Source organism: Anaerovibrio slackiae, assembly GCF_009695585.1.
In the GTDB taxonomy this organism is placed as follows: Bacteria; Bacillota; Negativicutes; order Selenomonadales; family Selenomonadaceae; genus Anaerovibrio; species Anaerovibrio slackiae.
The window spans coordinates 92,875-114,598 of sequence record NZ_VUNR01000006.1 but is presented as its reverse complement, the minus strand read 5'-3'; the positions used below and the strand labels follow the sequence as shown (position 1 = coordinate 114,598).

Annotated in this window: 21 protein-coding genes; all 21 read left to right on the top strand. The window is 50.3% G+C overall.

Going from position 1 to position 21,724, the window contains the following annotated elements; all coding sequences use genetic code 11:
• The first annotated feature begins 689 nt into the window (after positions 1-689).
• The 21 genes from FYJ84_RS05010 to csx19 all read left to right on the top strand — a co-directional run bounded on the left by FYJ84_RS05010 (position 690) and on the right by csx19 (position 21,723).
• Positions 690-872, top strand: a complete 183-nt coding sequence (locus FYJ84_RS05010) for a hypothetical protein (RefSeq protein WP_154406500.1) — start codon at positions 690-692, stop codon at positions 870-872.
• A gap of 67 nt (positions 873-939) precedes the next feature.
• The gene (locus FYJ84_RS05005; protein WP_235901357.1) at positions 940-1,926 is read left to right on the top strand and encodes a ComEC/Rec2 family competence protein; all 987 of its coding nucleotides are present in this window, start codon (positions 940-942) and stop codon (positions 1,924-1,926) included.
• A gap of 97 nt (positions 1,927-2,023) precedes the next feature.
• Positions 2,024-2,224, top strand: a complete 201-nt coding sequence (locus FYJ84_RS05000) for a DUF3006 domain-containing protein (RefSeq protein WP_154406499.1) — start codon at positions 2,024-2,026, stop codon at positions 2,222-2,224.
• A 48-nt stretch (positions 2,225-2,272) separates the two neighbouring features.
• Positions 2,273-3,370 (top strand): N-acetylmuramoyl-L-alanine amidase family protein, encoded by a 1,098-nt coding sequence (locus tag FYJ84_RS04995; RefSeq protein ID WP_235901356.1) that lies wholly within the window; start codon positions 2,273-2,275, stop codon positions 3,368-3,370.
• A 22-nt stretch (positions 3,371-3,392) separates the two neighbouring features.
• A complete protein-coding gene (locus FYJ84_RS04990) occupies positions 3,393-3,980 on the top strand; it encodes a GerMN domain-containing protein (protein ID WP_154406498.1) in 588 nt (195 codons plus the stop codon).
• A gap of 250 nt (positions 3,981-4,230) precedes the next feature.
• A complete protein-coding gene (locus FYJ84_RS04985; RefSeq protein ID WP_154406497.1) occupies positions 4,231-5,775 on the top strand; it encodes an SLC13 family permease in 1,545 nt (514 codons plus the stop codon).
• Between the two features lie 65 nt (positions 5,776-5,840).
• Positions 5,841-6,605, top strand: coding sequence for a hypothetical protein (locus FYJ84_RS04980; RefSeq protein ID WP_154406496.1), 765 nt, complete (start codon positions 5,841-5,843; stop codon positions 6,603-6,605).
• A 108-nt stretch (positions 6,606-6,713) separates the two neighbouring features.
• Positions 6,714-7,559 carry an undecaprenyl-diphosphate phosphatase gene (locus FYJ84_RS04975; protein ID WP_328596335.1) on the top strand — a complete coding sequence of 282 codons (846 nt, stop codon included), beginning with the start codon at positions 6,714-6,716 and terminating at the stop codon, positions 7,557-7,559.
• A gap of 147 nt (positions 7,560-7,706) precedes the next feature.
• Positions 7,707-8,333 (top strand): L,D-transpeptidase, encoded by a 627-nt coding sequence (locus tag FYJ84_RS04970; protein ID WP_235901355.1) that lies wholly within the window; start codon positions 7,707-7,709, stop codon positions 8,331-8,333.
• Positions 8,334-8,444: 111 nt separating this feature from the next.
• Positions 8,445-9,197, top strand: a complete 753-nt coding sequence (locus FYJ84_RS04965; protein WP_154406494.1) for an exodeoxyribonuclease III — start codon at positions 8,445-8,447, stop codon at positions 9,195-9,197.
• Positions 9,198-9,613: 416 nt separating this feature from the next.
• The gene (ileS, locus tag FYJ84_RS04960) at positions 9,614-12,742 is read left to right on the top strand and encodes an isoleucine--tRNA ligase (protein ID WP_328596334.1); all 3,129 of its coding nucleotides are present in this window, start codon (positions 9,614-9,616) and stop codon (positions 12,740-12,742) included.
• Between the two features lie 168 nt (positions 12,743-12,910).
• Positions 12,911-13,609, top strand: a complete 699-nt coding sequence (sfsA, locus tag FYJ84_RS04955; protein ID WP_154406493.1) for a DNA/RNA nuclease SfsA — start codon at positions 12,911-12,913, stop codon at positions 13,607-13,609.
• An 83-nt stretch (positions 13,610-13,692) separates the two neighbouring features.
• The gene (locus FYJ84_RS04950) at positions 13,693-14,040 is read left to right on the top strand and encodes a hypothetical protein (protein WP_154406492.1); all 348 of its coding nucleotides are present in this window, start codon (positions 13,693-13,695) and stop codon (positions 14,038-14,040) included.
• A 47-nt stretch (positions 14,041-14,087) separates the two neighbouring features.
• Positions 14,088-14,363: a hypothetical protein gene (locus FYJ84_RS04945; protein WP_154406491.1), complete on the top strand. Its 276-nt coding sequence runs from the start codon at positions 14,088-14,090 to the stop codon at positions 14,361-14,363.
• Positions 14,356-14,625: a DUF4160 domain-containing protein gene (locus FYJ84_RS04940; protein WP_154406490.1), complete on the top strand. Its 270-nt coding sequence runs from the start codon at positions 14,356-14,358 to the stop codon at positions 14,623-14,625. Before FYJ84_RS04945 ends, FYJ84_RS04940 begins: the two co-directional genes overlap by 8 nt.
• Positions 14,626-14,928: 303 nt before the next feature.
• On the top strand, positions 14,929-15,738 hold the full coding sequence (gene cas6 / locus FYJ84_RS04935) for a CRISPR system precrRNA processing endoribonuclease RAMP protein Cas6 (protein WP_205764108.1): 810 nt from the start codon (positions 14,929-14,931) through the stop codon (positions 15,736-15,738).
• An 81-nt stretch (positions 15,739-15,819) separates the two neighbouring features.
• Positions 15,820-17,454, top strand: a complete 1,635-nt coding sequence (locus FYJ84_RS04930; protein WP_154406488.1) for a hypothetical protein — start codon at positions 15,820-15,822, stop codon at positions 17,452-17,454.
• Between the two features lie 43 nt (positions 17,455-17,497).
• Positions 17,498-18,154 carry an RAMP superfamily CRISPR-associated protein gene (locus FYJ84_RS04925; protein WP_205764107.1) on the top strand — a complete coding sequence of 219 codons (657 nt, stop codon included), beginning with the start codon at positions 17,498-17,500 and terminating at the stop codon, positions 18,152-18,154.
• Entirely contained in the window at positions 18,151-19,770 is a 1,620-nt protein-coding gene (locus tag FYJ84_RS04920; protein ID WP_154406486.1) for an RAMP superfamily CRISPR-associated protein, read from the top strand. The genes FYJ84_RS04925 and FYJ84_RS04920 overlap by 4 nt, the downstream gene beginning before the upstream one ends.
• Complete coding sequence (locus FYJ84_RS04915) at positions 19,763-21,139, top strand: RAMP superfamily CRISPR-associated protein (protein WP_154406485.1); 1,377 nt, start codon at positions 19,763-19,765, stop codon at positions 21,137-21,139. Before FYJ84_RS04920 ends, FYJ84_RS04915 begins: the two co-directional genes overlap by 8 nt.
• Positions 21,136-21,723 carry a type III-D CRISPR-associated protein Csx19 gene (csx19, locus tag FYJ84_RS04910; protein ID WP_154406484.1) on the top strand — a complete coding sequence of 196 codons (588 nt, stop codon included), beginning with the start codon at positions 21,136-21,138 and terminating at the stop codon, positions 21,721-21,723. Before FYJ84_RS04915 ends, csx19 begins: the two co-directional genes overlap by 4 nt.
• Position 21,724: the final 1 nt, after the last annotated feature.

Below are 21,724 nucleotides of genomic sequence, written 5' to 3'. Positions count from 1 at the left end.
TGCGACTACGATAACAAATACAGCCATGTACTTGGACACGAAGCCGCTGAGTTTTTCCAATGAATTCATAATAAGTGCATCTCCTTTACAACTTTACATCCATTAAGATGAATGTGACATGTATAATACACCTATCGAGCACATTTGTCAAATATTGTATTCATTTATCTTAATGATAGATGTAGGCATTTCTATCATTTTGCCACATCTAAACTTAACTACAACACTCTCAACTGCTTCATCAAAACCTGGAATATCCACAACCTTGTCACCAACAGCTGTAACTCTGGTAGCCAGAATGTCAATTTGAGGAGTATTGAAACCATTGTTTTTTTATTTGTGTTTCATCAAGATTGATAGTCAATATGGAATCATTGTAGTTGACGCTTATTATTTCTTCACTTTCCAGAGCCTCGTGAACAGCTGCATCAGCGGCCTTTTGGAATGATTCTTCTTTACGTGTTTCTTCAATTTGTTAAGCAACTGATTGTTCTTCTACATTTCAAAAGATAGATTTATGAACTTTAGGCATTTCTGTATTGGATGCATTTTTTCATGTTTCAAATTTGACTTTTGTGGTATACTATAATGTACATGTTTTGCATTGTAGATGCTTATCTGTGCAGTGCAATTGCTGTACTATAATTTTGAGTATGATTTTTGTATTGTGGTTTGGAAAGGAGTGCTTTATGAAGCTGAAGGGAATGCAGCTGACGGATTGGCTGATTATCATTCTGATGACGGCGATTATTGCTTTGGATATGGACTTTGGCAATTTGCAGACGATAGATTATGTGTGCCTGGCGGCCTATGGCTTCTGGCTGGTGGCGCTGGTGGTGCGTCTGTATATCGTCAACCGGGAAAAGCAATAGAGCTGAAAGCATGGCGGTATCAGGGCGATAATTGAGTTTTGATATGAGTTTTACAGGGAGGCAGACGATGAAACGAGTTAGTAGCCGTATGAGCAGCTTTATCTGCTGCCTGCTGCTGGCATGTACGCTGTTTTTGACAGGCTGCGGCGGTCAGGGGACTAGTGGTTCTGCTGGCGGTTCAGGTGCAGGTCAGGAGGCGAAAGCGGCAGAGGCAAAGGCAGCTGGCAACAGCTTGACAGTCAAGGTACTGGATGTGGGGCAGGGAGATGCTATCCTCATTCAGACAGGCAGCCAGACTATCCTGGTTGATACTGGCGATGACAAATACTATGAGGATGGCAAAAAGGGCAAGGTCAACAACCAGCTTTTTGAGGAGCTGCAAAAGGCAAATGTCACCGCCATTGATAAGCTGGTGCTGACACATGCCCACGCTGACCATATCGGTAAGGCGGCACAGGTAATTGAAAAATACGGGGTGAAGGAACTGGTGTATAACGGTATTCCTTCTACCAATAAATACTTTGTCAATGCCCTGAAGGCTGCCAAGGCCCAGGGCACGAAGCAGGTAAAGGTTAAGGCTGGTGATGTGCTGGATTTTGGCAGTGGGGTAACCTATGAGGTATTCAGCCCGACAGCTCAGCAGATAAAGGATGATACGGCTGCCATCAAGGCCGGTGAAAAGCCGGAGATAAACGACCAGTCCGTGGTGGGCAGGCTCAGCTTTGGCAGCTTTGCCATGCTGCTGACAGGGGATGCAGAGTCCCCTGTGGAAAAGCAGATGGCAGCCTCCTATGGCAGCAAGCTCCAGTGCCAGATTTTGAAGTCAGGCCACCATGGAAGCAAGAGCTCATCCTCCAAGGAGCTTTTGCAGGCTGTGAAGCCGGAGGCGGTAGTGATTTCTGCCGGGGCGAACAATCAGTACGGCCATCCTCACGATGTAACGCTTAACAAGTACAAAAAGCAGGGCATCAAGCAGATTTATCGCACAGACCAGAACGGTACGGTGACCATTGCCAGCGATGGCAAAGGCTATAGCGTTTCCTGCGGCAAGTAATGTTCGATGCGGCAGATGATGTTTTTTGTGCAAAGCATGATGTTTTTTGTGCAGAGCATGAGGCTTTCTGCATCAGGTGATGTGAGGTGGCATGTGGATGATTGCAGGTTATATTGACAGAATAGAGGAAGATGTGGCAGTAATTCTCCTGAATGATGGGGATTACCAGCTGAATTTCCCAGCGGAGCTTTTGCCGGAGGATATGGGCGAGGGGGATTATATCAACCTGAGCCTTAGCCAGGATGAGGAAAAGAAGCAGGCTGTGCTGGCAGAGGCATTGTCCTTGATGGATGATTGAGACACATAAATAGTAATTTAGAGAACAATTTAAGGAGATGTAGTGCATTTGAGTTTTTTTAGGAACAGGTTGTGGAAAATGCTGCTGGTGCTGGCGGCTTTTGCAGGTTTTCTGGGATTGGCAGAGGATGCAGGCAGGGCAGAGGCGGCGGCTTCTCATGAGCTTAATTATTTTAAATATGAAACCTTCACCTACGAGGGAAGAAACTGGTTGCGGCTGGAGCTGGGCATAAAGGGCGGCAGCACGGAGTACAGTACCAATGTGAGGGAGCTGACGCCAAAGCAGCTGCATGTGATACTGTCAGATACTGCCAGGGGCAAGGTCAAATCTGATATTTCCCTGGACAGAAAAATTGCCAAGTACCTGACCTTGCGGGAGACCGGGGACAATGCGCTGGATGTGATGGTTTCCCTGAACAAGCCGGTGGCAGACCAGGCATATAAGATTTATTTTGCCGAGCCGGAGAGGCATGGCAAGAAGCCATACCGCATGGTGATTGAGATTGCTGAGAATAAGCTGGACAGCGAGTACGAGGCGGAAAAGCCGAAGACACCTGACAGCTTTGAAAACCTGTCAGGCCACAGGATTGTGCTGGACCCGGGGCATGGGGGCAGTGACAGCGGTGCCAGGGGGCATAATGGGCTGATGGAGAAGACAGCAACACTGGCAATCTCGAAAAATGTGGCGGATATCCTGCGAAGCTCTGGTGCCATAGTGACCATGACCAGGGACAGCGATGTGGATGTGTACGGTCCGATGGCCAGCGACCACGATGAGCTTCAGGCACGGGTAGACGTAGGCAACGCTTCTGCCGGCAACGAGATTTTTGTCAGCATTCACTGTGATGCCTTTACTTCGCCGTCAGCTCATGGCACCAGCACCTTTTATTATCAGTCCAGCTATCGGGGCAAGCTGCTGGCGGAGGCAATCCATCAGGCGATTGTGGAGGAAACCGGGCTGGCAAGCCGTGGCGCCAAGACTGCCAGGTTTTATGTAATTAAGAATTCAGCTATGCCGGCAACCTTGATAGAAACGGCGTTTATCAGCAATTATCAGGAGGAGGCCCTGCTGGGGGACCCTGATTTTCAGTACAAGATTGCCGTGGCAATCTGCCGGGGCATCAGCCGGTACTTTAACATGAGGTAAGAGATAGGAGCGGAGAGTGGATATGAGACTTAGAAATATTTTAGCCATAGTGCTGACGGTGCTGTGCGTAGCAATGCTGGCAGGCTGTGATGAACAGGGGAAGGCCGGTAGCGGCAGCAGCAGCAGCAGCGCAGCAGTGGCTTCCGGAAGTTCCAGTTCATCAGCCAGCTCCGGTGCAGCCGGACAGAAAGCGGCTACCATGGATATCAGCGTTTATTATCCTGATGTGAACGCTACCGGGCTGGTGGCAGTGACCAAGACAGTCAAGGCGCAGGAGGCTGACAAGTACCAGGCAGCTGTGGAGGCTTTGCTGGCAGGCACCGATGACAAGAAGCTGACGGCGGTTTTCCCGAAAAAGGCAAAGCTGCGGAAGGTTTCTGTCAGCGGCGGCGTGGTAAAGGTGGATTTTGACAAAAATCTAATCTCCGGCTTTGTAGGCGGTTCTACAGGTGAGGAAATGCTGGTGGGCTCCTTGGTGAATACCCTGACGGAGTTCCCGGAAATCAAGAAGGTGCAGATTCTGGTGGAGGGCAAGGAGATTGACTCCCTGTCCGGGCACCTTGATTTGAGCAGGCCGGTGGAGCGCATGCCGGAACTGATAAAGAAATAAGTTATTAAGTTAATTAAGTTGCATAATGGAAATAAGACAATAGTCTGTATGTGTGCAGCGTAGCCGCAGGAGAGCTTGGCTTTCCTGCGGCTTTTTGAGTACTAAAATACTATTTTTGGTCAAATTATTTACATTATTAGTTGTAATTGTTATTATAGAAATACGTATAATAAATAGTAGTGCTTGATATTGATTGGTTGGGAACTATTGGATAATATGCCATTATGAAATGTGTGAGGAGGTGGTTCCCATGCGCAAGCTGGGACAGGACGCTCTTGCCATCAAGAGGGCGGAGCAGTCTTTTGACAGAAAGAGGAGAACGGTGGGGCTTTTTGGTGCACCTGTTTTGGCACTTTTGATTTTTATGACGCCAATAGATGCCCTGACACTGGAAGCGCACAAGCTGTTGTCAATTATGGTGCTGGTGGCACTGTGGTGGATCACGGAGCCGGTGCCTATCCCGGTAACATCCCTTTTGGGACCGACATTGGCGGTCATGACAGGTGTAGTAAAGGCGGATGCCGCCTTTGCCGCCTTTGCCAGTCCCATGATTTTTCTCTTTATGGGTGGCTTTATCCTCGCCAAGGCCATGATGCTGCACGGTTTGGATAAGCGTTTTTCCTACTGGATTTTGTCCAGGAAGTGGGTGGGCTCCAATCCAAGGAGGATTTTTCTTGCCATCGGCATGGCGGCAGCCCTCTGCTCCGGCTGGGTGAGCAACACGGCAACGGCTGCCATGATGCTGCCTATCTGCCTGGGGCTGCTGTCCGCCATCAAGGATATGCTGGCTGCCAATGGCAAGGAAATTGACCTGTCGGAGTACAAATATGCCACGGGGCTTATGCTGATGACAGCGTATAGTGCATCTATCGGCGGTGTCCTTACACCTATCGGTACGCCGCCTAACCTGATTATGCTGGGCTTTCTTGACCAGATGGCGGATGTCCATATTTCCTTCTTTCAGTGGATGGAATGGGGCTTTATTGCCATGGTAATTTATTTTGCCATTGCCTATGTGGTGCTGACCAGGCTGTTTCCTGCGGATGTGGAGCGCATCGAGGGGGCAGAGGAATTTATTGCTGGCAGGATTGCGGAGCTGGGCAGCTGGACCAGGGCTCAGAAGAATACCCTGATTTGCTTTGCCGTGGCAGTTGTCCTTTGGGTGATGCCGGGCTTTCTCAGCATGGCGCTGCCACCGGGGGACCCTGTGCTGAAAATGTACAACAGGCTGTTCCCGGAGGCCATTGCCGCCATGGGCGGTGCCTTGCTGCTGTTCTTGATGCCGATTAATTTTTCCGAGCGGCGTTTTACTATCCGCTGGGAGGAGGCAAAGGAAGGCATTGAGTGGGGAACCTTGATTTTGTTCGGTGGCGGTCTGGCTATGGGCTCCATGATGTACAAGACAGGGTTGTCTGCCTGGATTGGTGATTTAATCGTGGGCAGCATGGGAGGCAGCGTGTCCCAGGTGACGATTGTGGCTGTGTTCTCCGTAATGGCGCTGCTGCTTTCCGAGCTGACTTCCCATACGGCGGCAACCAATATGATTGGGCCACTGGCCATTACAGTGGCTGTGTCGGCAGGACTCAGTCCGATTCCTGTGGCAGTGGGCATAGCCCTGTCAGCCTCTCTGGGCTTTATGCTGCCGGTTTCCACGCCGCCTAATGCCATTGTGTATGCAACAGGCTACATTCCTATTACAAAGATGCTCAGTACCGGCGTGTATATTGATATTATCGGTATCGGCTGCGTGACTATTCCGCTGTCTATTTACTTTGTCACCTGGGTGCTGGGGTGAATCAGCTGCCGCAATAGCAGCAGGATGGATTGCCACAATGATTGTTGCGGGAAAGGATGATGTAAATGCGTAGGGAAATAAGAAGAATTTTTGCCATGCTATTGCTGCTGGCAGGTTTGTGTGCCCATACTGCTTTTGCGGAGTATTCGGGGGACAGGCAGGTGCAGGAGTTCATTCCCTGCATCGCAGGTATCTGGGTGGATGAGGCAGGCCATCGCCAGATGCATATTTTTGGCGGCCAGGATGGCATCAATAGCTTCAGGATTATGGGGATTCGGGACTGGGAGGGAAATGCTGCTGATGGCTCTGCCGTGCTAACAGTAATGGAAAAGCGCGGTTCCCGGGAGATGACTGTGGAGTATCACAGGGACGGGGCGGATAGCTGGCTGCTTTTGGATGGCAGGCTGAAGGTAGTGCCGGAGCAGGCGGAAAAGGTGCATGCCGAGTCTGTAGGAGGCGTGTCCCTGGATATGCCAATGATGCAGCTTTTGTACCTCTACGGGCCTCCGGCGGAGTATCTGGAGGAAGCTGCCACCAAGGAATTGTGCGGTGTAGAAAGCTATGCCTGGTATTATCGGAACGAGGGCTGGCTGGTGACCTTTGACAGGTCCTCCAGCACCGTGGACAGGATTTTCCTGTTTCCGGGCAGCAGCAAATTCCTTGACAGGTCTGTACTGAACTGCGATTCCCCTTTGGAGCGTTTTGAGGGTCTGTACGGTCTGGGCAGGTGCCCAAAAGCTGGTGACAGCTTCCATCTTGGGCAGCAGGAATACCTGAGTTTTGCGGGATATCCGGCTTATATCTGCCTGAGTATTTATGACGGGCAGTAAGGCGGTTTTCTGCCTTTTAGTTTTGTGCTTTTTGCCTTTTACATTTGCGGTTGTTTGTGATATACTATCTCTGCTTTTTGTTTAGTGATATTTTGAGGAGGCAAAAAAGTGGATTTAAGTATAGTTGAGTTGTTGAAAACAGTAATCCTGGGCGTGGTAGAGGGGCTGACGGAGTGGCTTCCTATCAGCAGCACGGGGCACATGATTTTGGTGGATGAGTTTATCAAGCTGGATGTTTCCAAGGCTTTTATGGATATGTTTTTGGTGGTGATTCAGCTGGGGGCAATCCTTGCGGTAGTGGTGCTGAATTTTGAGAAGCTGAATCCTTTCTCCAGCTGGAAAACACGCCGGGAAAAGCAGGAGACCTTCCAGCTCTGGTACAAGGTCATCCTTGCCTGCGTACCGGCTGCCGTTATCGGCCTGGCATTCAATGATTATATGGAGGAGCATTTTATGACGGCTCCTGTGGTGGCTGCCACCCTGATTTTTTATGGCGTGATGTTTATTGTGGTGGAAAACTACAACAAGCACCGCCGTCCCAGCGTTAGCGACCTGAGCAAGCTGAGCGACAAGACCGCGTTTATCATCGGCATGTTCCAGGTGCTGTCCCTGGTGCCGGGTACATCCCGTTCCGGTTCCACTATTCTGGGCGGTATCCTCTTTGGTACTTCCCGTTATGTGGCAGCGGAGTTTACCTTCTTTTTGGCGATTCCTGTCATGTTTGGTGCCAGCCTGTTGAAGCTGGTGAAGTTCGGCTTCCACTACACCGGGGCGGAGATTTTCATTCTGGTGGTGGGCATGGCTACTGCCTTTGTGGTTTCCATCCTGTCCATCAAGTTCCTGCTGCAGTATATCAAGAACAATGACTTCAAGGCATTCGGCTACTATCGCATCGTGCTGGGCCTGATTGTGATTGCTTATCTGTTCCTGGTGGGGGATCCGACCTTGCAGTGATTTTGCGGTAATCTTGCAGTAATTTTTGGCACCTGTTTTGGTGAATGAATTGCGTAAATGATTCATTTGCCGGGGCAGGTGCTTTTTCTTGCTGTGATTTGTGGTATAATGATAAAGTAATGTTTTGTCTGAATGGAGGAAATGTATATGAGAAGATTTTTGTGCAGGGTGCGGTTCTGGCTGGCAGTGTTTTTTGCCTGCGTTATGGTGGCAGGCAATGCAGGTGCGGCAGGAGCAGCGGAGATAACAGAAAATCAGGCTGGGGCAACTGCGGCGGCTTTGGATGCAGTGCCGGTTTATAAGATATATGTGCATAAGGTTTCCCATACGCTGGAGCTTTACCGGGATGGGGAGGTTTACAAAAGATATGGCTGTGCCACTGGCATGAACACAGGTGACAAGCAGCGTCCCGGCGACCACAGGACGCCTTTTAGCTGGGGATATATCATGGCTTCTATTCCGGGAGCAGAGCCATGGACTCCCAGCGAGTATGTGCCATTTGTGGTGGATGAGGTAGTTTATGCCGGACATTGGACTCATGATTTCGGGGATGGCAAGGGGGAGATTGCCGGTGCTTACGGCCCATGGTTCATTTCCCTGAACACCGGCTGGGACGGCATAGGTATTCACGGCACCCATGATGAAAACAGCATCGGCACTAATGCTTCCGAAGGCTGTATCAGGCTGCGCAATGCTGATGTGCAGGAATTGAAAGATATTATCTGCCAGGTCAATGGCGGCATCGGGGTACAGGTCGTGATTAGCGAGGATTGACCTTTGGTAAAGCAATCTGCCTGATGGAACAGGATTGGGATATTGATATAAAATTAGGTATAAACATCGATATAGATGATAGATGCTTTAGATAGATGAGAGGGGATTTTTATGCGGTTTGTTTCTTGGAATGTCAACGGCCTGCGTGCCTGCCTGACGAAGGGGTTTATGGAGTCCTTTCGGGATATGGATGCGGATATTATGTGCCTGCAGGAAACCAAGATGCAGCCGGAGCAGGCAATTCTTGACCTGCCGGGCTATAGGCAGTATTGGAACAGTGCGGAGAAGAAAGGCTACTCAGGTACGGCAGTGTTCAGCCGGGTAGAGCCTCTGAATGTGACCTACGGGCTTGGGATTGAGGAGCATGACCACGAAGGGCGAGTGATTACCCTGGAGCTGCCGGAGTATTATCTGGTGACGGTATATACACCCAATTCACAGAAGGAGCTGGCACGGCTGGATTACCGCATGACCTGGGAGGAAGCCTTCAAGGAGTATGTACTGGGGCTGGATGCAAAAAAGCCGGTGATTATCTGCGGTGATTTGAATGTAGCTCACAAGGAAATTGACCTGAAAAATCCGAAGACCAACCGCAAAAATGCCGGTTTTACCGACCAGGAGCGGCAGAAGTTTACGGAGCTGCTGGCAGCCGGGTTTACGGACACCTTCCGCCATGTTTATCCTGATGTGACCGGGGCATACACCTGGTGGTCATATCTCAGGAAAGCCCGTGCCAATAATGCCGGATGGCGCATTGACTATTTTGTGATTTCCAATCGCCTGACGCCGAAGATTGAATCGGCTACCATCTATAATGAGATTTTTGGCAGTGACCATTGCCCGGTGGGCTTGGAATTAAACTAGCTCCAATTTCATTATGCAAATAATAGTTATTTTTCTTGAAAATAATCTGTCTATGTGATAGAATAATCAGCAGTTTAATAAGTGAATGCGACGATGAAGAAAGTAACTGTTGGTGAATACTCCTAGCGAGCAGGGGAGGGTGCAAGCCCTGCAGCAGTAGCCGGTGGCGAAAATCACTTCTGAGCAGCAGGTCGAGGCAGTTTGGCTGGCGTGATGACTGTTCCTATCGGGGGCGGTACTGCCAGAAAGCTGCGTTAGGCTGAGCCGGGTTCTCCCGTTACAGGGATAGTGTATGCTGGTACATGAAATAGGTGGTTGCAAGAACCATGTTTATGGCTGTTTTTAGTCTTTTAGCTCTTGTCCTATTTTGGGACAGGAGCTTTTTATTTTGTTTGTTGTTTTAGGAGGTAAAAAGCGTGTACAACAAGGTTGACACAAATCTGAACTTTGTCCAGCGTGAAGCCGAGGTGCTGAAATTCTGGAAGGAAAACGATATTGCCAATAAGTGCATTACCAATCGTGAAGGCTGTGATACCTTCACATTTTACGATGGTCCGCCTACTGCCAACGGCAAGCCTCACATCGGCCATGTGCTGACCCGCGTTATCAAGGATATGCTGCCTCGTTACCAGTCCATGAAGGGCAAGAAGGTTCTCCGCAAGGCTGGCTGGGATACCCACGGCCTGCCGGTAGAGCTGGAGGTTGAGAAGCTTCTGGGACTGGACGGCAAGGAGCAGATTGAGAAGTACGGCATTGAGCCTTTTATCAAGAAGTGCCGTGAGTCCGTTTGGAAGTACAAGGGCATGTGGGAGGAATTCTCCGATGTGGTAGGCTTCTGGGCTGACATGGAGCACCCTTATATTACTTATGAGAATGATTATATCGAGTCTGTATGGTGGGCTCTTAACGAAATCTGGAAGAAAGGGCTGCTTTACAAGGGACACAAGGTTGTGCCTTATTGCCCTCGCTGCGGTACGCCGCTGTCCTCCCATGAGGTGGCACAGGGCTACAAGGATGTCAAGGAGCGTTCCGCCATGGTTAAGTTTGCGGCAAAGGATGAGGAAAATACCTACTTCCTGGCCTGGACTACTACCCCTTGGACATTGCCGTCCAACCTTGGTTTGGTTGTAAATCCTGAGGTTGACTATGTAAAGGTAAGCTATGAGGGGCAGAACCTGATTATGGCAGAGGCACTGGTGGAGTCCGTCTTTGCCAACAAGGAAGGTGAGCGCACCATCGTTGACCGCTTCAAGGGCAAGGCTTTGGAGCATCGCGAGTATGAGCCTCTGTATCCGTTTGCCAAGAACCTCAGGAAGAAGGCTTTCTTTGTAATGTGCGACGGCTATGTAACTACCAGTGATGGTACTGGTATCGTTCATACGGCTCCTGCCTTCGGTGAGGACGATGCCCGTGTCTGCCGCGCCTATGATATGCCGTTTGTGCAGTTCGTGGATGCCAAGGGCAACATGACAGAGGAAACCGACTGGGCAGGCGTATTTGTCAAGGATGCGGACCCGTTGATTCTGGATGATTTGAAAAAGAGCGGCAAGCTCTTTAAAGCTCCTAAGTTTGAGCATAGCTATCCGCACTGCTGGCGCTGCGATACGCCGCTGATTTATTATGCCCGTGAATCCTGGTTCATCAATATGACCTCCGTCAAGGAAAAGCTCATTGACAATAACAACACTGTCAACTGGATTCCTGAGTCCATCGGCAAGGGACGCTTCGGCGAGTGGCTGGAGCATGTGCAGGACTGGGGCATCAGCCGCAACCGCTATTGGGGTACGCCGCTGAACGTGTGGGAGTGCTCCTGCGGCCATCAGCATTCCATCGGCTCCATTGCCGAGCTGAAGTCCATGTCAGATAACTGCCCGGAGGATATTGAGCTGCATCGTCCGTACATTGATGCCGTAACCATCAAGTGCCCTGAGTGCGGCGGCGAGATGAAGCGCGTGCCGGAAGTTATTGACTGCTGGTTCGATTCCGGCTCCATGCCTTTCGCCCAGTGGCATTATCCGTTTGAGAACAAGGAGATTTTTGAGGAGCGTTATCCGGCGGACTTCATCTCCGAGGCTGTGGACCAGACCCGTGGCTGGTTCTATTCCCTGCTGGCGATTTCCACTTTGCTCTTTGACAATTCCTCCTACAAGAATGTCATCGTGCTGGGGCATGTGCAGGACAAGGACGGAAAGAAGATGAGCAAATCCAAGGGCAATGCCGTTGACCCGATGGATGCCCTGAGAAAGCATGGTGCAGATGCTATCCGCTGGTATTTCTATGAGAACAGCGCACCGTGGCTGCCAAACCGCTTCCATGATGATGCGGTGCAGGAAGGCCAGCGCAAGTTCATGGGCACCCTGTGGAATACCTATGCCTTCTATGTGCTGTATGCCAATATTGACAATTTTGATGCCACCAAGTATCAGCTGGAATACGACAAGCTGTCTGTCATGGACAAGTGGGTGCTGTCCCGCCTGAATACCCTGATTAAGGCTGTTGATGGCAATCTGGCAAGCTACAAGGTAACTGAGACTGCCAAGGTGCTGCAGGATTTTGTGGATGAGCTGTCCAACTGGTATGTGCGCCGCAGCCGTGAGCGTTTCTGGGGCAAGGAGCTGACTCAGGACAAGATTAATGCCTACATGACCTTGTACACGGCACTGACCACTGTGGTGAAGCTGTCTGCACCGATGGTGCCGTTCATCACCGAGAGCATTTACCGCAACCTGGTATGCAGCGTGGATGAAAGTGCGCCGATTTCCGTACATCTCTGCGACTTCCCTGTAGCTGACGAGGCAATGATTGATGCCGAGCTGGAGGCAGAGATGGAGCTGGTGCTGGAAATCGTGGTACTGGGCCGTGCTGCCCGTAACGCTTCCAACATCAAGAACCGCCAGCCGATTGGCAACATGTATGTAAAGGCTGACCGGGAGCTGGACGAGTTCTTCAAGGAGATTGTGGCCAGCGAGCTGAATTTGAAGAACGTTGAGTTCAAGGCGGATATGGAGGAATATCTCTCCTATAGCTTCAAGCCGCAGTTCAAGGTGCTGGGTCCGAAGGTGGGCAAGCAGATTGGCGAGGTCAAGGCTGCCCTGGCTGCTATCAATGGCCATGCCGCCAAGGCAGAGCTGGAAAGCACCGGCAAGCTGGTGCTGGAGCTCAAGAGCGGCACTGTGGAGCTGATTGCTGAGGATGTGGATATTACCATGTCCCAGACCGAGGGCTTTGCTACCCAGCGTTATGGCTCCGTGACCATTGCTTTGGAGACTACCCTCAGCCAGGAGCTGATTGAGGAGGGCTTTGTCCGGGAAATCATCAGCAAGCTGCAGACCATGCGCAAGGAAAACGGCTTTGAGGTTACTGACCGCATCAGCGTATTTGCCGCTGGCAATGACAAGCTGACTGATATCATGAGCCGCAACGAGGACTTCATCAAGAAGATTGTGCTGGGTGACAGCATTGCCTATGGCACAACTGATGTTGATGGCGGTTTCGCAAAGGAATGGAATATCAACGGCGAGGATATTATCCTGGCTATTAAGTAATTTGCTTTAATAAAATGCGGTGCATGGCTGCAAGCATTCCTTTTGGGATGTGGCAGCTGCACCGCATTTTCTGTCTTTTGGCAGTTGGTATGATATTGTATATTGCATATTACATATATTATATAGCATATGATGAGTGATATGGAGCATGTAGGCGGAGGTGATTGGATGGTTTATCAGAATATTGTTGCCGGGCGGTTTGTGGACAGGCCCAACAGGTTTATTGCCCATGTGGAAATCAACGGCGTGGTGGAAACAGTGCATGTGAAAAATACCGGGCGGTGCCGGGAACTGCTGCTGCCGGGGGTGAGGGTAATCCTGGAAGTTGCGGCTAATCCCGACCGCAAGACGAAATATGATTTGATTGCCGTGTACAAGCAGGGCTTCGGGCTGATTAATATGGACAGCCAGGCTCCCAACAAGGTGGTGGCAGAGTGGCTGGCAGGCCAGGGCTATGATGTGATCAAGCCGGAGTATAAATATGGCAGTTCCCGGATAGACTTCTATATGGAAAAGTTTAGGCTGGATGATGGGGGACAGGAAGTTTCTGAGCGTTATCTGATGGAAGTAAAGGGCTGCACCTTGGAGATTGACGGCATCGGCTATTTTCCTGATGCGCCTACGGAGCGGGGCATCAAGCACCTGAAGGAGCTGGCAGGCGCGGCAGGGCAGGGGTATCACTGCATTATGGCATATGTCATTCAGATGGAGGGCATCAATGAGGTGCGTCCTAACATCACAACCCATCCTGCCTATGGCAAGGCAGTAGAGGAAGCTATTGCTGCCGGGGTGAAGGTTTTGTTTTTGTGTACGGCAGTGAAAGAAAATGAACTGCGGATAGTTACCGGCAGGTATTTGGGAGAATAAAATGAGTTTTTTCAGGTTAAAAGTGGTATAATATCCGTTAGAAGATGTTCTGATTTTACTTTATTTTTTTGGAGGTACTCTTTATGACCAGGAAGGATATGGAAAAAGTTGTTCAGGATATGATTGCTGCCAAGTCCTGCTATCCGGTGTTGAGGGCAAGAGGCGAGGAGTGGCTGAATGCCGGGGATACCGATACGGAGGAAGCTGCCTGGAAGAAGCTGGTGGCGCAGGCAAAGGTGGACATTATGCCCATTGATGACCTGATTAGCTTTGCAGCTTCGGAAACAGGTGCCAAGGTGCTGGGCAAGGAAGGCGCGGAGATGCTCCTGAAGCACGCCCAGGCAATCAAGGCACAGGGGGCGGAGTATTGTGACTGCCCGGCATGCAAGGGGGCTGCCATTGTTATTGAGTATGAAAACCTGTATGACTAAGCGGTTTTTCATATAGGAGGCACTGCCGTAAGGGGAGGTGGTTATGTATGCTGTATAGCAAGCTGTTTAAAAAGGACAAGACGCTGGAATTTCATGTGATAAAAGAATATGAAGACAGGGATGGCGGGGACAATCTCATTGTACGGGTGGAGTTGGAAGAAAACCCTGATGCGTTCTGTGAATGGCGACTGCCTGATATCTTTTGCTACAAATCATACGGCTTTTCAGAAGATGATACTATTAAAATAAAGAATTATATAAGGAATAATGAAATGCTGATGTGGTCCGATTATAGGAAGGAGATGAAAAATAAAAATGCCTAATGCCCTAATACAGTATATGGGATATCTGATATATTTTTGGGGAGGTGACGGCAGTGAGCCTGTGCATGTCCATGTCAGTAAAAGCAAGCAAAAGAATGCAACGAAATTTTGGGTGACTTCTGAAGGAATAGAGCTTGCCAATGATACTGGTTCTGTGGATAAAAAAGATATGAAGGCCATTCTCGCGTATCTTCGTGCAAACAGGGAGTCTATTATAATGTCCTGGGTAGAATTTTTTGGCAAAGCTGAGCTAAAAAGGTGAATCATATCTGGGATATTAAAAAGTGAAACCGGACAGTATTAATCAATAAATGTGCCAAAATATACAAAAAGACATCATGGGTCATAGAAACACAAACTTATGGCATGATGTCTTTTTTATGCCTAAGTTCACAGTTTTTTTGACGAAACAAAGATGTGAATTTTTGCTAATATACTTATAGTGCAAAATAGTATGCACATAATTTACAAAGAAAAATATAAAAAATAATGACATTTTAGAAGGATTTTGCCTTTAAATATCGAATAGTATACTTCATCAGGTTTGTATAAGGAGATGGAGTTTTTGCTGGGAGCGGTTGTTTATACATTGGAAGCGGAGCAGTCAGGCTGGCTGCCGGAATTTTCCGGCAGGGTGATGCACGGTGTCTTTTTCAGGATGCTGCAGGAGGCATCCCAGGAGCTGGCAAACTATGTACATGAGCAGATGAAAATGAAGCCATTTACAGCTTCCGCCCTGCTGGGCAGGAAATACAAGTCCATAAGAGGGAGAATTTATGTCAAAAAAGGTGATGTGTTTCAGTGGCGCGTAACCGGCATGCACGAGAGCATCCTGCAGGTCATGCTGCAGGTGGAGCCGGGGGAGGTATTGCAGGTGAACAGCCTGCCCATGCAGGTAAAAGCCCTGACTGCTGACGGGGAGCAGAATCCCAGGGCAGGCTTTTTGGCTGAAAATGATTTGCTGGGGCTGGCTCTGGGGGAGGAGAATTTGTCCCGCCTGACAATAGATTTTATTTCCCCGACGGCCTTCAGGGTGGATGTGGTGGACTATCCCATGCCGCTGCCATGGCTGGTGTTTCCTTCCCTGGCGGAGAAATGGCAGCAGCTGGATATGCCTGCAGAAATCGACAAGGCACAGGTCAGGGAACTATCAGAAAAGGTGTATATAGAGCACTGGTCAGGCAGGACAAAGAGCGTGTACCTCACGCCCCAGAGGGGAGTGAATACCTTTACGGGAACATTCAGCTACAATCTGTCCCAGCTGCCTGTGGAGGAGCGGCAGGTGCTGCTGCTTTTGGCACAGTTTGGCGTATTTGCCGGCTGCGGCAGGATGGCAGGGCAGGGCCTGGGGCAGATGCAGGTCACATACAGGTAATTGATAAATATAGGAAATCCTGGATAATTATAGATAAGCATTATAAGTAGTCGTAAATAATTGTTGCGAGAGGTGAACACAATGGAAGTAAAGGCTATATTATTTGATACCCGGTCAATCCAGCAATATATTTTTGCTGGCAACAAGCTGAAAACAAATATAGGTGCATCTTATATTGTGGACAGGCTGTTTTCAGACGTGCTGATTGACGGCGTGCTGAACAGGCTGGGGTATGGGATTGAAAAGGATGCCTGGAAGACCAGCTCGGCACTGGCAATCGAAACCGATGCCTCCGTGCGCTGCGAGGTGGGGTATATCGGCGGCGGCAAAGCACTGGTGCTGTTTCAGCCGGAGGAGGACACCGCTGTAGTAATCAGGGAATTTACCAAGGAGGTCCTGCTAAAATATCCCGGCCTTCTGACAGGTGCTGCTGCCGGAACCCTTTGTCTGGGGGAGGGCAAGGAAAAATTCCAGTCCAGCCTGGATGAGCTTTACAAAAAGCTGAAACAAAATCAGAACCGCTATGCACCTGTTACCAGTATACCTTATACCGGGCTGACTGTGCCCTGCAAGCTAAGCGGCGGCACGGCGGATATCTGGGACAGGAATATGCTTTCCGGGGAAAAGGAATTTGTGGATGCCGGTATTATGGCAAAATTGCAGGAAACTGCCATGATGGCGAAGGATGCCATGACGAAGAAATTTAAGAATATACTGGCAGGCAAATTTGCTTTCCCTGACAGCCTGGAAGACCTGGGACAGATTGAAACAGAGGATTATGTGGCTATCGTCCATATTGATGGCAACAACATGGGCATCCGCTTTGGTGCCTGCAAGGATTTTCTGAAACTGAAAAAGCTCTCCCTGGATGTGGCCGATAAATGTCAAAAATCCTTTGGCAAGCTGCTGCAGAGTATTATTGCTGAATACGATGCCCAGAAGGAGAATAAAAGCTTTGGCTTTAAGCGATGCGGCACGGGAGATGGCAGCAAGTCATACCTGCCGATACGCCCGCTGATTTTGGGCGGTGACGATGTTACCTTTGTCTGCATGGGCAGGATGGCATTGGAATACACCAGACGGTATATTAGCTATATGGAGGCAGATGAGGGCGTCAGGATTGACTGCTGCGGCGGCATCGCCATCCTCAACACATCCTATCCTTTCTTCCGTGGCTATGAAATGGCTGAGCAGCTCTGCGGTGAGGCAAAGAAGCGTTCACGCAGGGAAAAGAAGATGCTGGAAGACAAGGAAAAAAAGAAGGCAGAAGATATTTCCAGCAGCTGGCTGGATTTTGCCCTGCTGCATGGCGAGCAGGCACCTGACATTTCAGATATCCGCAGCCAGGAGTATAGCGGCGTGCTGGGCAATATGCACTTTGGTCCTTACAAGGTGTTCACGCCAGCCAGCAATAGTGCCAATAAGCGTTATGATATCGACAAGCTGCTGGCAGGCATCAGGCTGCTGCCGCAGGCTATGGCAAACAACAAAATCAAGGAACTGCGTGCCGTCCTGGCAAGGGATGCACATGCCATGGAGCGGTTTGTGGAGCAGCTTTGCCGAAATGGCGGTGCCCTGCCGCTGATAGAGGGCTGGGAAGGCTACAGCCGGCAGCTGTGGTGCCGTGAGGCAGAGGCTCAGGAAATGGCTACTCCTTATGTGGATATAATTGAGATGATGAAATTTACTGATGATACAGGCAGGCTGTCAGTGTGAAGAAAGGCTGGTGAAAAGTATGGCGAGCAGTATGACGAATAGTATGGATAAAGGCTTTGTATTGGATTTGACAATCAGTGTTGTTTCAGCCCTGCATCTGGGCTCCGGCCAGGCTGATGTAAACCTGGATGCCGAGGTGGTGCACGACCATTGCGGCGTACCGTATTTTCCAGCCAAAAGGCTGAAGGGGCTATTGTATGAGAGTGCCCTTGAGGTTGTGGAGATGGCAGAGGCTTCCGGGCAGAAGCTTTTTAGCCTTGATGAACTGAATACCCTGTTCCAGCATGGTGTGAGCGGTGAAAAGCAGCTTATCATGCACAATTTTTATCTGCCTGGCTACCAGCAGGACAGGCAGGGCTGGGAGTATTTGCAGGCGAAGTACCCGGGGCTTATCAATGCCAGGGATGTGCTGGAGGAATATACCTCCATCCGCTATCAGACCAGCATAGATAAAGCTACCCACACTGCCCTTGACCATTCTCTGCACAACATCAGGGTTGTGGAGGCAGGCTGCTGCTTCCGGGGCAGTATCCAGGTGGTCAATGGCGATGAGCAGGACAGGGCAATCCTGGCTCTGGCATGCCGCAATCTGCAATACGCAGGAGGCAAGAGAAATCGAGGCCTGGGCAGGATAGAGTGCTGCTTTGACAAGATGGATGAAGTTATCAGGTGTGCAGTAAAGCAGGTGAGAAAAGCATGAGCAGACTGGCAAAGATTGATATACGGATAGATACCCTTGAGCCTGTGGTAATCAGCCAGAAAAACAATACCACGGTGCTGACAAATTCTGCTGACTATATCAGCGGCTCTATTTTGCGGGGCATGCTGGCAGGCATGTACATAAGGAAATTCGGTGGCGGTGACAGGGGGCATGAGGATGCTGCCTTTCAGCGGCTGTTCCTCAGCAGTAATGTCCGCTTTGTGGATGCCAATCCGCTGGCAGGCGGCCAGCGGAGCTTTGCCCTGCCTTTTTCCCTCATGAAGGAAAAGGTAAACGGCGATGTGCAGGATATATTATTTGCCAAGGACTCCCAGAAGGGCTACAAGGGGATCAAGGGCTATGGCATTGTCAGTGATGGCAAAATCTGCATGGCCCATGTGGGAAAATCTGTTTCGCTGCACATGTCCAGAAATCTGGAAAATGAACGTATTTCCGGCAAAAGCGAGGAAGGACACATCTTCAACTATGAGTCCATTGATGCCGGGCAGTCCTTTGCCGGGGAAATCATCGGTTCCAAGGAAGCCTTGCAGGAAATGTCGGAAAAGCTTTTCTCCGAAAAGGAATGTTTTGTTTATATCGGGCGTTCCAAGTACAGCCAGTATGGCAGGTGCAGGCTGTCTGCTTCCGGGGTGCAGGAGGTGGACTATACCGGCATGATTAGGGAGGCTATTGACGAAAAGGGGCTTCTGGCACTCCGGGCAGATACTCCGTACCTGCCTGAGTGGCAGAATGTGGATGCCGCCGCCTCCCTGCAGGAGCTGGCAGACAGGCTGTCGGAGCTTTGCCCGGGCATATCCTTTGCGGTGCAGGCGGAGTCCGTAGTCAGCAAGCAGGTGACTATCGCTAACTTTGTTCAGGTGTGGAACCTGAAAAGGGCAGATGAGCCTGCCATAGCTGCCGGTACAGTTTTTCAGCTGTCCTGCCGGTCAGGAGAGGACAAGGGCTGGACAGATGAGGCTGTAGAGGCAGTGGAGCAGCTTTTGCTGGGCGGCATGTCCAGACGGAGCAGCGAGGGCTTCGGGCAGTTCCGTCCTTGGCAGCAGCAGGAGCTGAAAATGGGCAGCGGCCTGGAAAATGCTCCTGAGGTGAAGCCTGTTTTCTCTGCAGAGATGAAAAAAACAGTGCAGCACATCCTGCTGAACCGCATGAAGGGAGAAATCCGCCGTCTGGCAGCTGATGATGCAGCCAAAAAATGCGGCAGCCTCAGCAGGCACAATCATCTCTTTAGCCGTATGGAGCAGGAAATGCTTACGGTCAAGGCGCAGTCAGGCACCAGAAAGGCTTTTAATCAGTACATGGAAGCCTGCATCAGACCTGGCAGCCCTGCCGAGAAGAACCTGAAGGGCATCAGCTATGGCGGGCATACCCTGCTGGAGATTCTGCAAGGCAACTACAAATCTCCTTATGCTATGAATTTCAGCTGGCAGGAGATATTGGGCAAGGAGATTGATGCTCTTGCCAAGGATGTTGATTTTACTTTGCCTGAGCCTGAAAGTGATGAGCTTTATTATGAGTATTGGCTGTGGTTTTTCCGTCATGCCAGAAAGCAGACCATCAAGGCAGCAACTGGAAAAGGGAGTGTGAATAATGAGTGAGGCAGCTATGAACAAAATGCCTGCAAGCAAGGCAGCCATCATTGAAAAAATTCAGATGTCGGGCAGGCTTGTTGTCCAGTCTCCCCTGTGTATAGGCTCAGGTCAGGACGATGGCATAACAGACAGCCTGGTGCTGAAAAACAAGCAGGGCAAGGCTTTTATTCCGGGAACCTCTCTGGCAGGCGTCCTGCGTGATATAGTCGATAGCTATGACAGCAGGCAGGCGGATTTGCTGTTTGGGAATTTGTCTGATAACCGCCAGAGCATGATTAACATAGATGATGTATTGCTGGAAAACAGCGTGTACACAGTGCGTGATGGTGTGCGCATTGACAGCATTACCAACACGGCAGAGGATACCGGCAAGTTTGACTACGAGGTGGTGGAGCGAGGGGCTTCCGGAAGCTTTTCCGCTACCATTACCATTCGCAAAAATGATATAGAGGACAAGGCTGCTGTTGAAAAGCTGGCAGCTGCCCTGGCAGATCAGCTGATGTACGGCATCAGCCTGGGTGCCCATACAGCCAAGGGCTTTGGCGAGGTCAGGGGCAGGCAGCTTGAGGTTGCCACTTATGATTTTTCCAAGCCGTCTGCTTTGGAAGCGTGGCTGCTGGGGGAAAGGCTTCAGGCTGATGTATATGCTGCCGTTGCCAAGCCTCTGACAGCTGCTGACGAGTTTTATGCGGAGCTTGACCTGGCATTGAAAACCTCCCTGCTGGTAGGAACTGAGCCTGATGCCTTTGACGCAGGAAGCGGAGACCGGGAAGGCAAGGTGCAGAAGGTCATGCTGTCCAGCAAGGGGGAGTATGTCATTCCGGGCACCTCGGTCAAAGGAGTTATCCGCAAGCAGGCAGAGCATATCTGCCGCGTGATGGGTGACTATGAGGAGAATTTTTTAGGCTCTCTCATGGGATATTCCAGGTCTGACAAGGCGAAGCAGAGAAGCAGGCTCAGGACATACGAGGTATATCTTGGTGAAGGGGTGGAGGCTGTCAATCAGTCCCATGTGCGCATTGACAGGTTTACCGGCGGTCAAATGGGCAGCGGCCTTTATACCAATAAGCCTGTATGGCAGAAAAAGGCCGATGCAAAAACCATGACCATGCGCTTTGCCATCAGCGGCTGCAGTGATGCAGAGGCAGGTCTGATGCTGCTTATCCTGAAGGATATCTGGACGGGGCAGCTGGCCTTTGGCGGTGACAAGGCAGGCGGCAGCGGTGTTATGCAGGGCTTGAAGGCAGTAGTTTCCTACAAGGGAACCAAGTATATGATGGAGAAGGCAGCTGGCGGCATCAAGGTGTCAGCGGAGGACCGGGCGGCTATGAACAGTCTGGTAGAAGCATTTGTAAAGGCAGGTGGCAGGGCATGAGTGCAGCTAATATCGTAAAATATCCCTATAAGGCAGTTTCCTGCCTGACCAGCAGAAAGCGTGTGATGGCAGGCAGCTGGCAGGAGCTGCTGACTGTGCTGGCAGAGGCATTGCCGGAGGGCGGACTGGTGACAGCATGGCTTCCCCAGCAGGTGCTGTGGGGGCGTTATGACGGAAAAGGCTTTGCTTTTGCCAAGGCCAGCAGCTTGACGGAGAATGTGTTGGAGATGCGCGTTTTTAGCAGAGAGGCAGAGGTGTATGCACGCAACCGGGGGGATAACACCTATCTGGTGCGCATCTGCCACGATTATCCGGCAGGAGCGGCTGCCGCTGGTGCCGAGGGGATGGAAACAGAATATGTAGATTCTCTGAGCAGGCTGTGGGGTGAAAATGCCGGGGTTGCTGATGGTTATGCAGTCTTGCAGGATGCAGATAGAAAAATCCAGATGAAAATTCCTGTAGATGATGGCAGTCATAAATATTATGGCCTTGTCACCCGCAATTATATCGGCTATACCGAGAACAATCAGGCAGGATATGTTGATAGCAGGTATGTGGCTATTGAAAATGGGGAGGTGGAGTAGA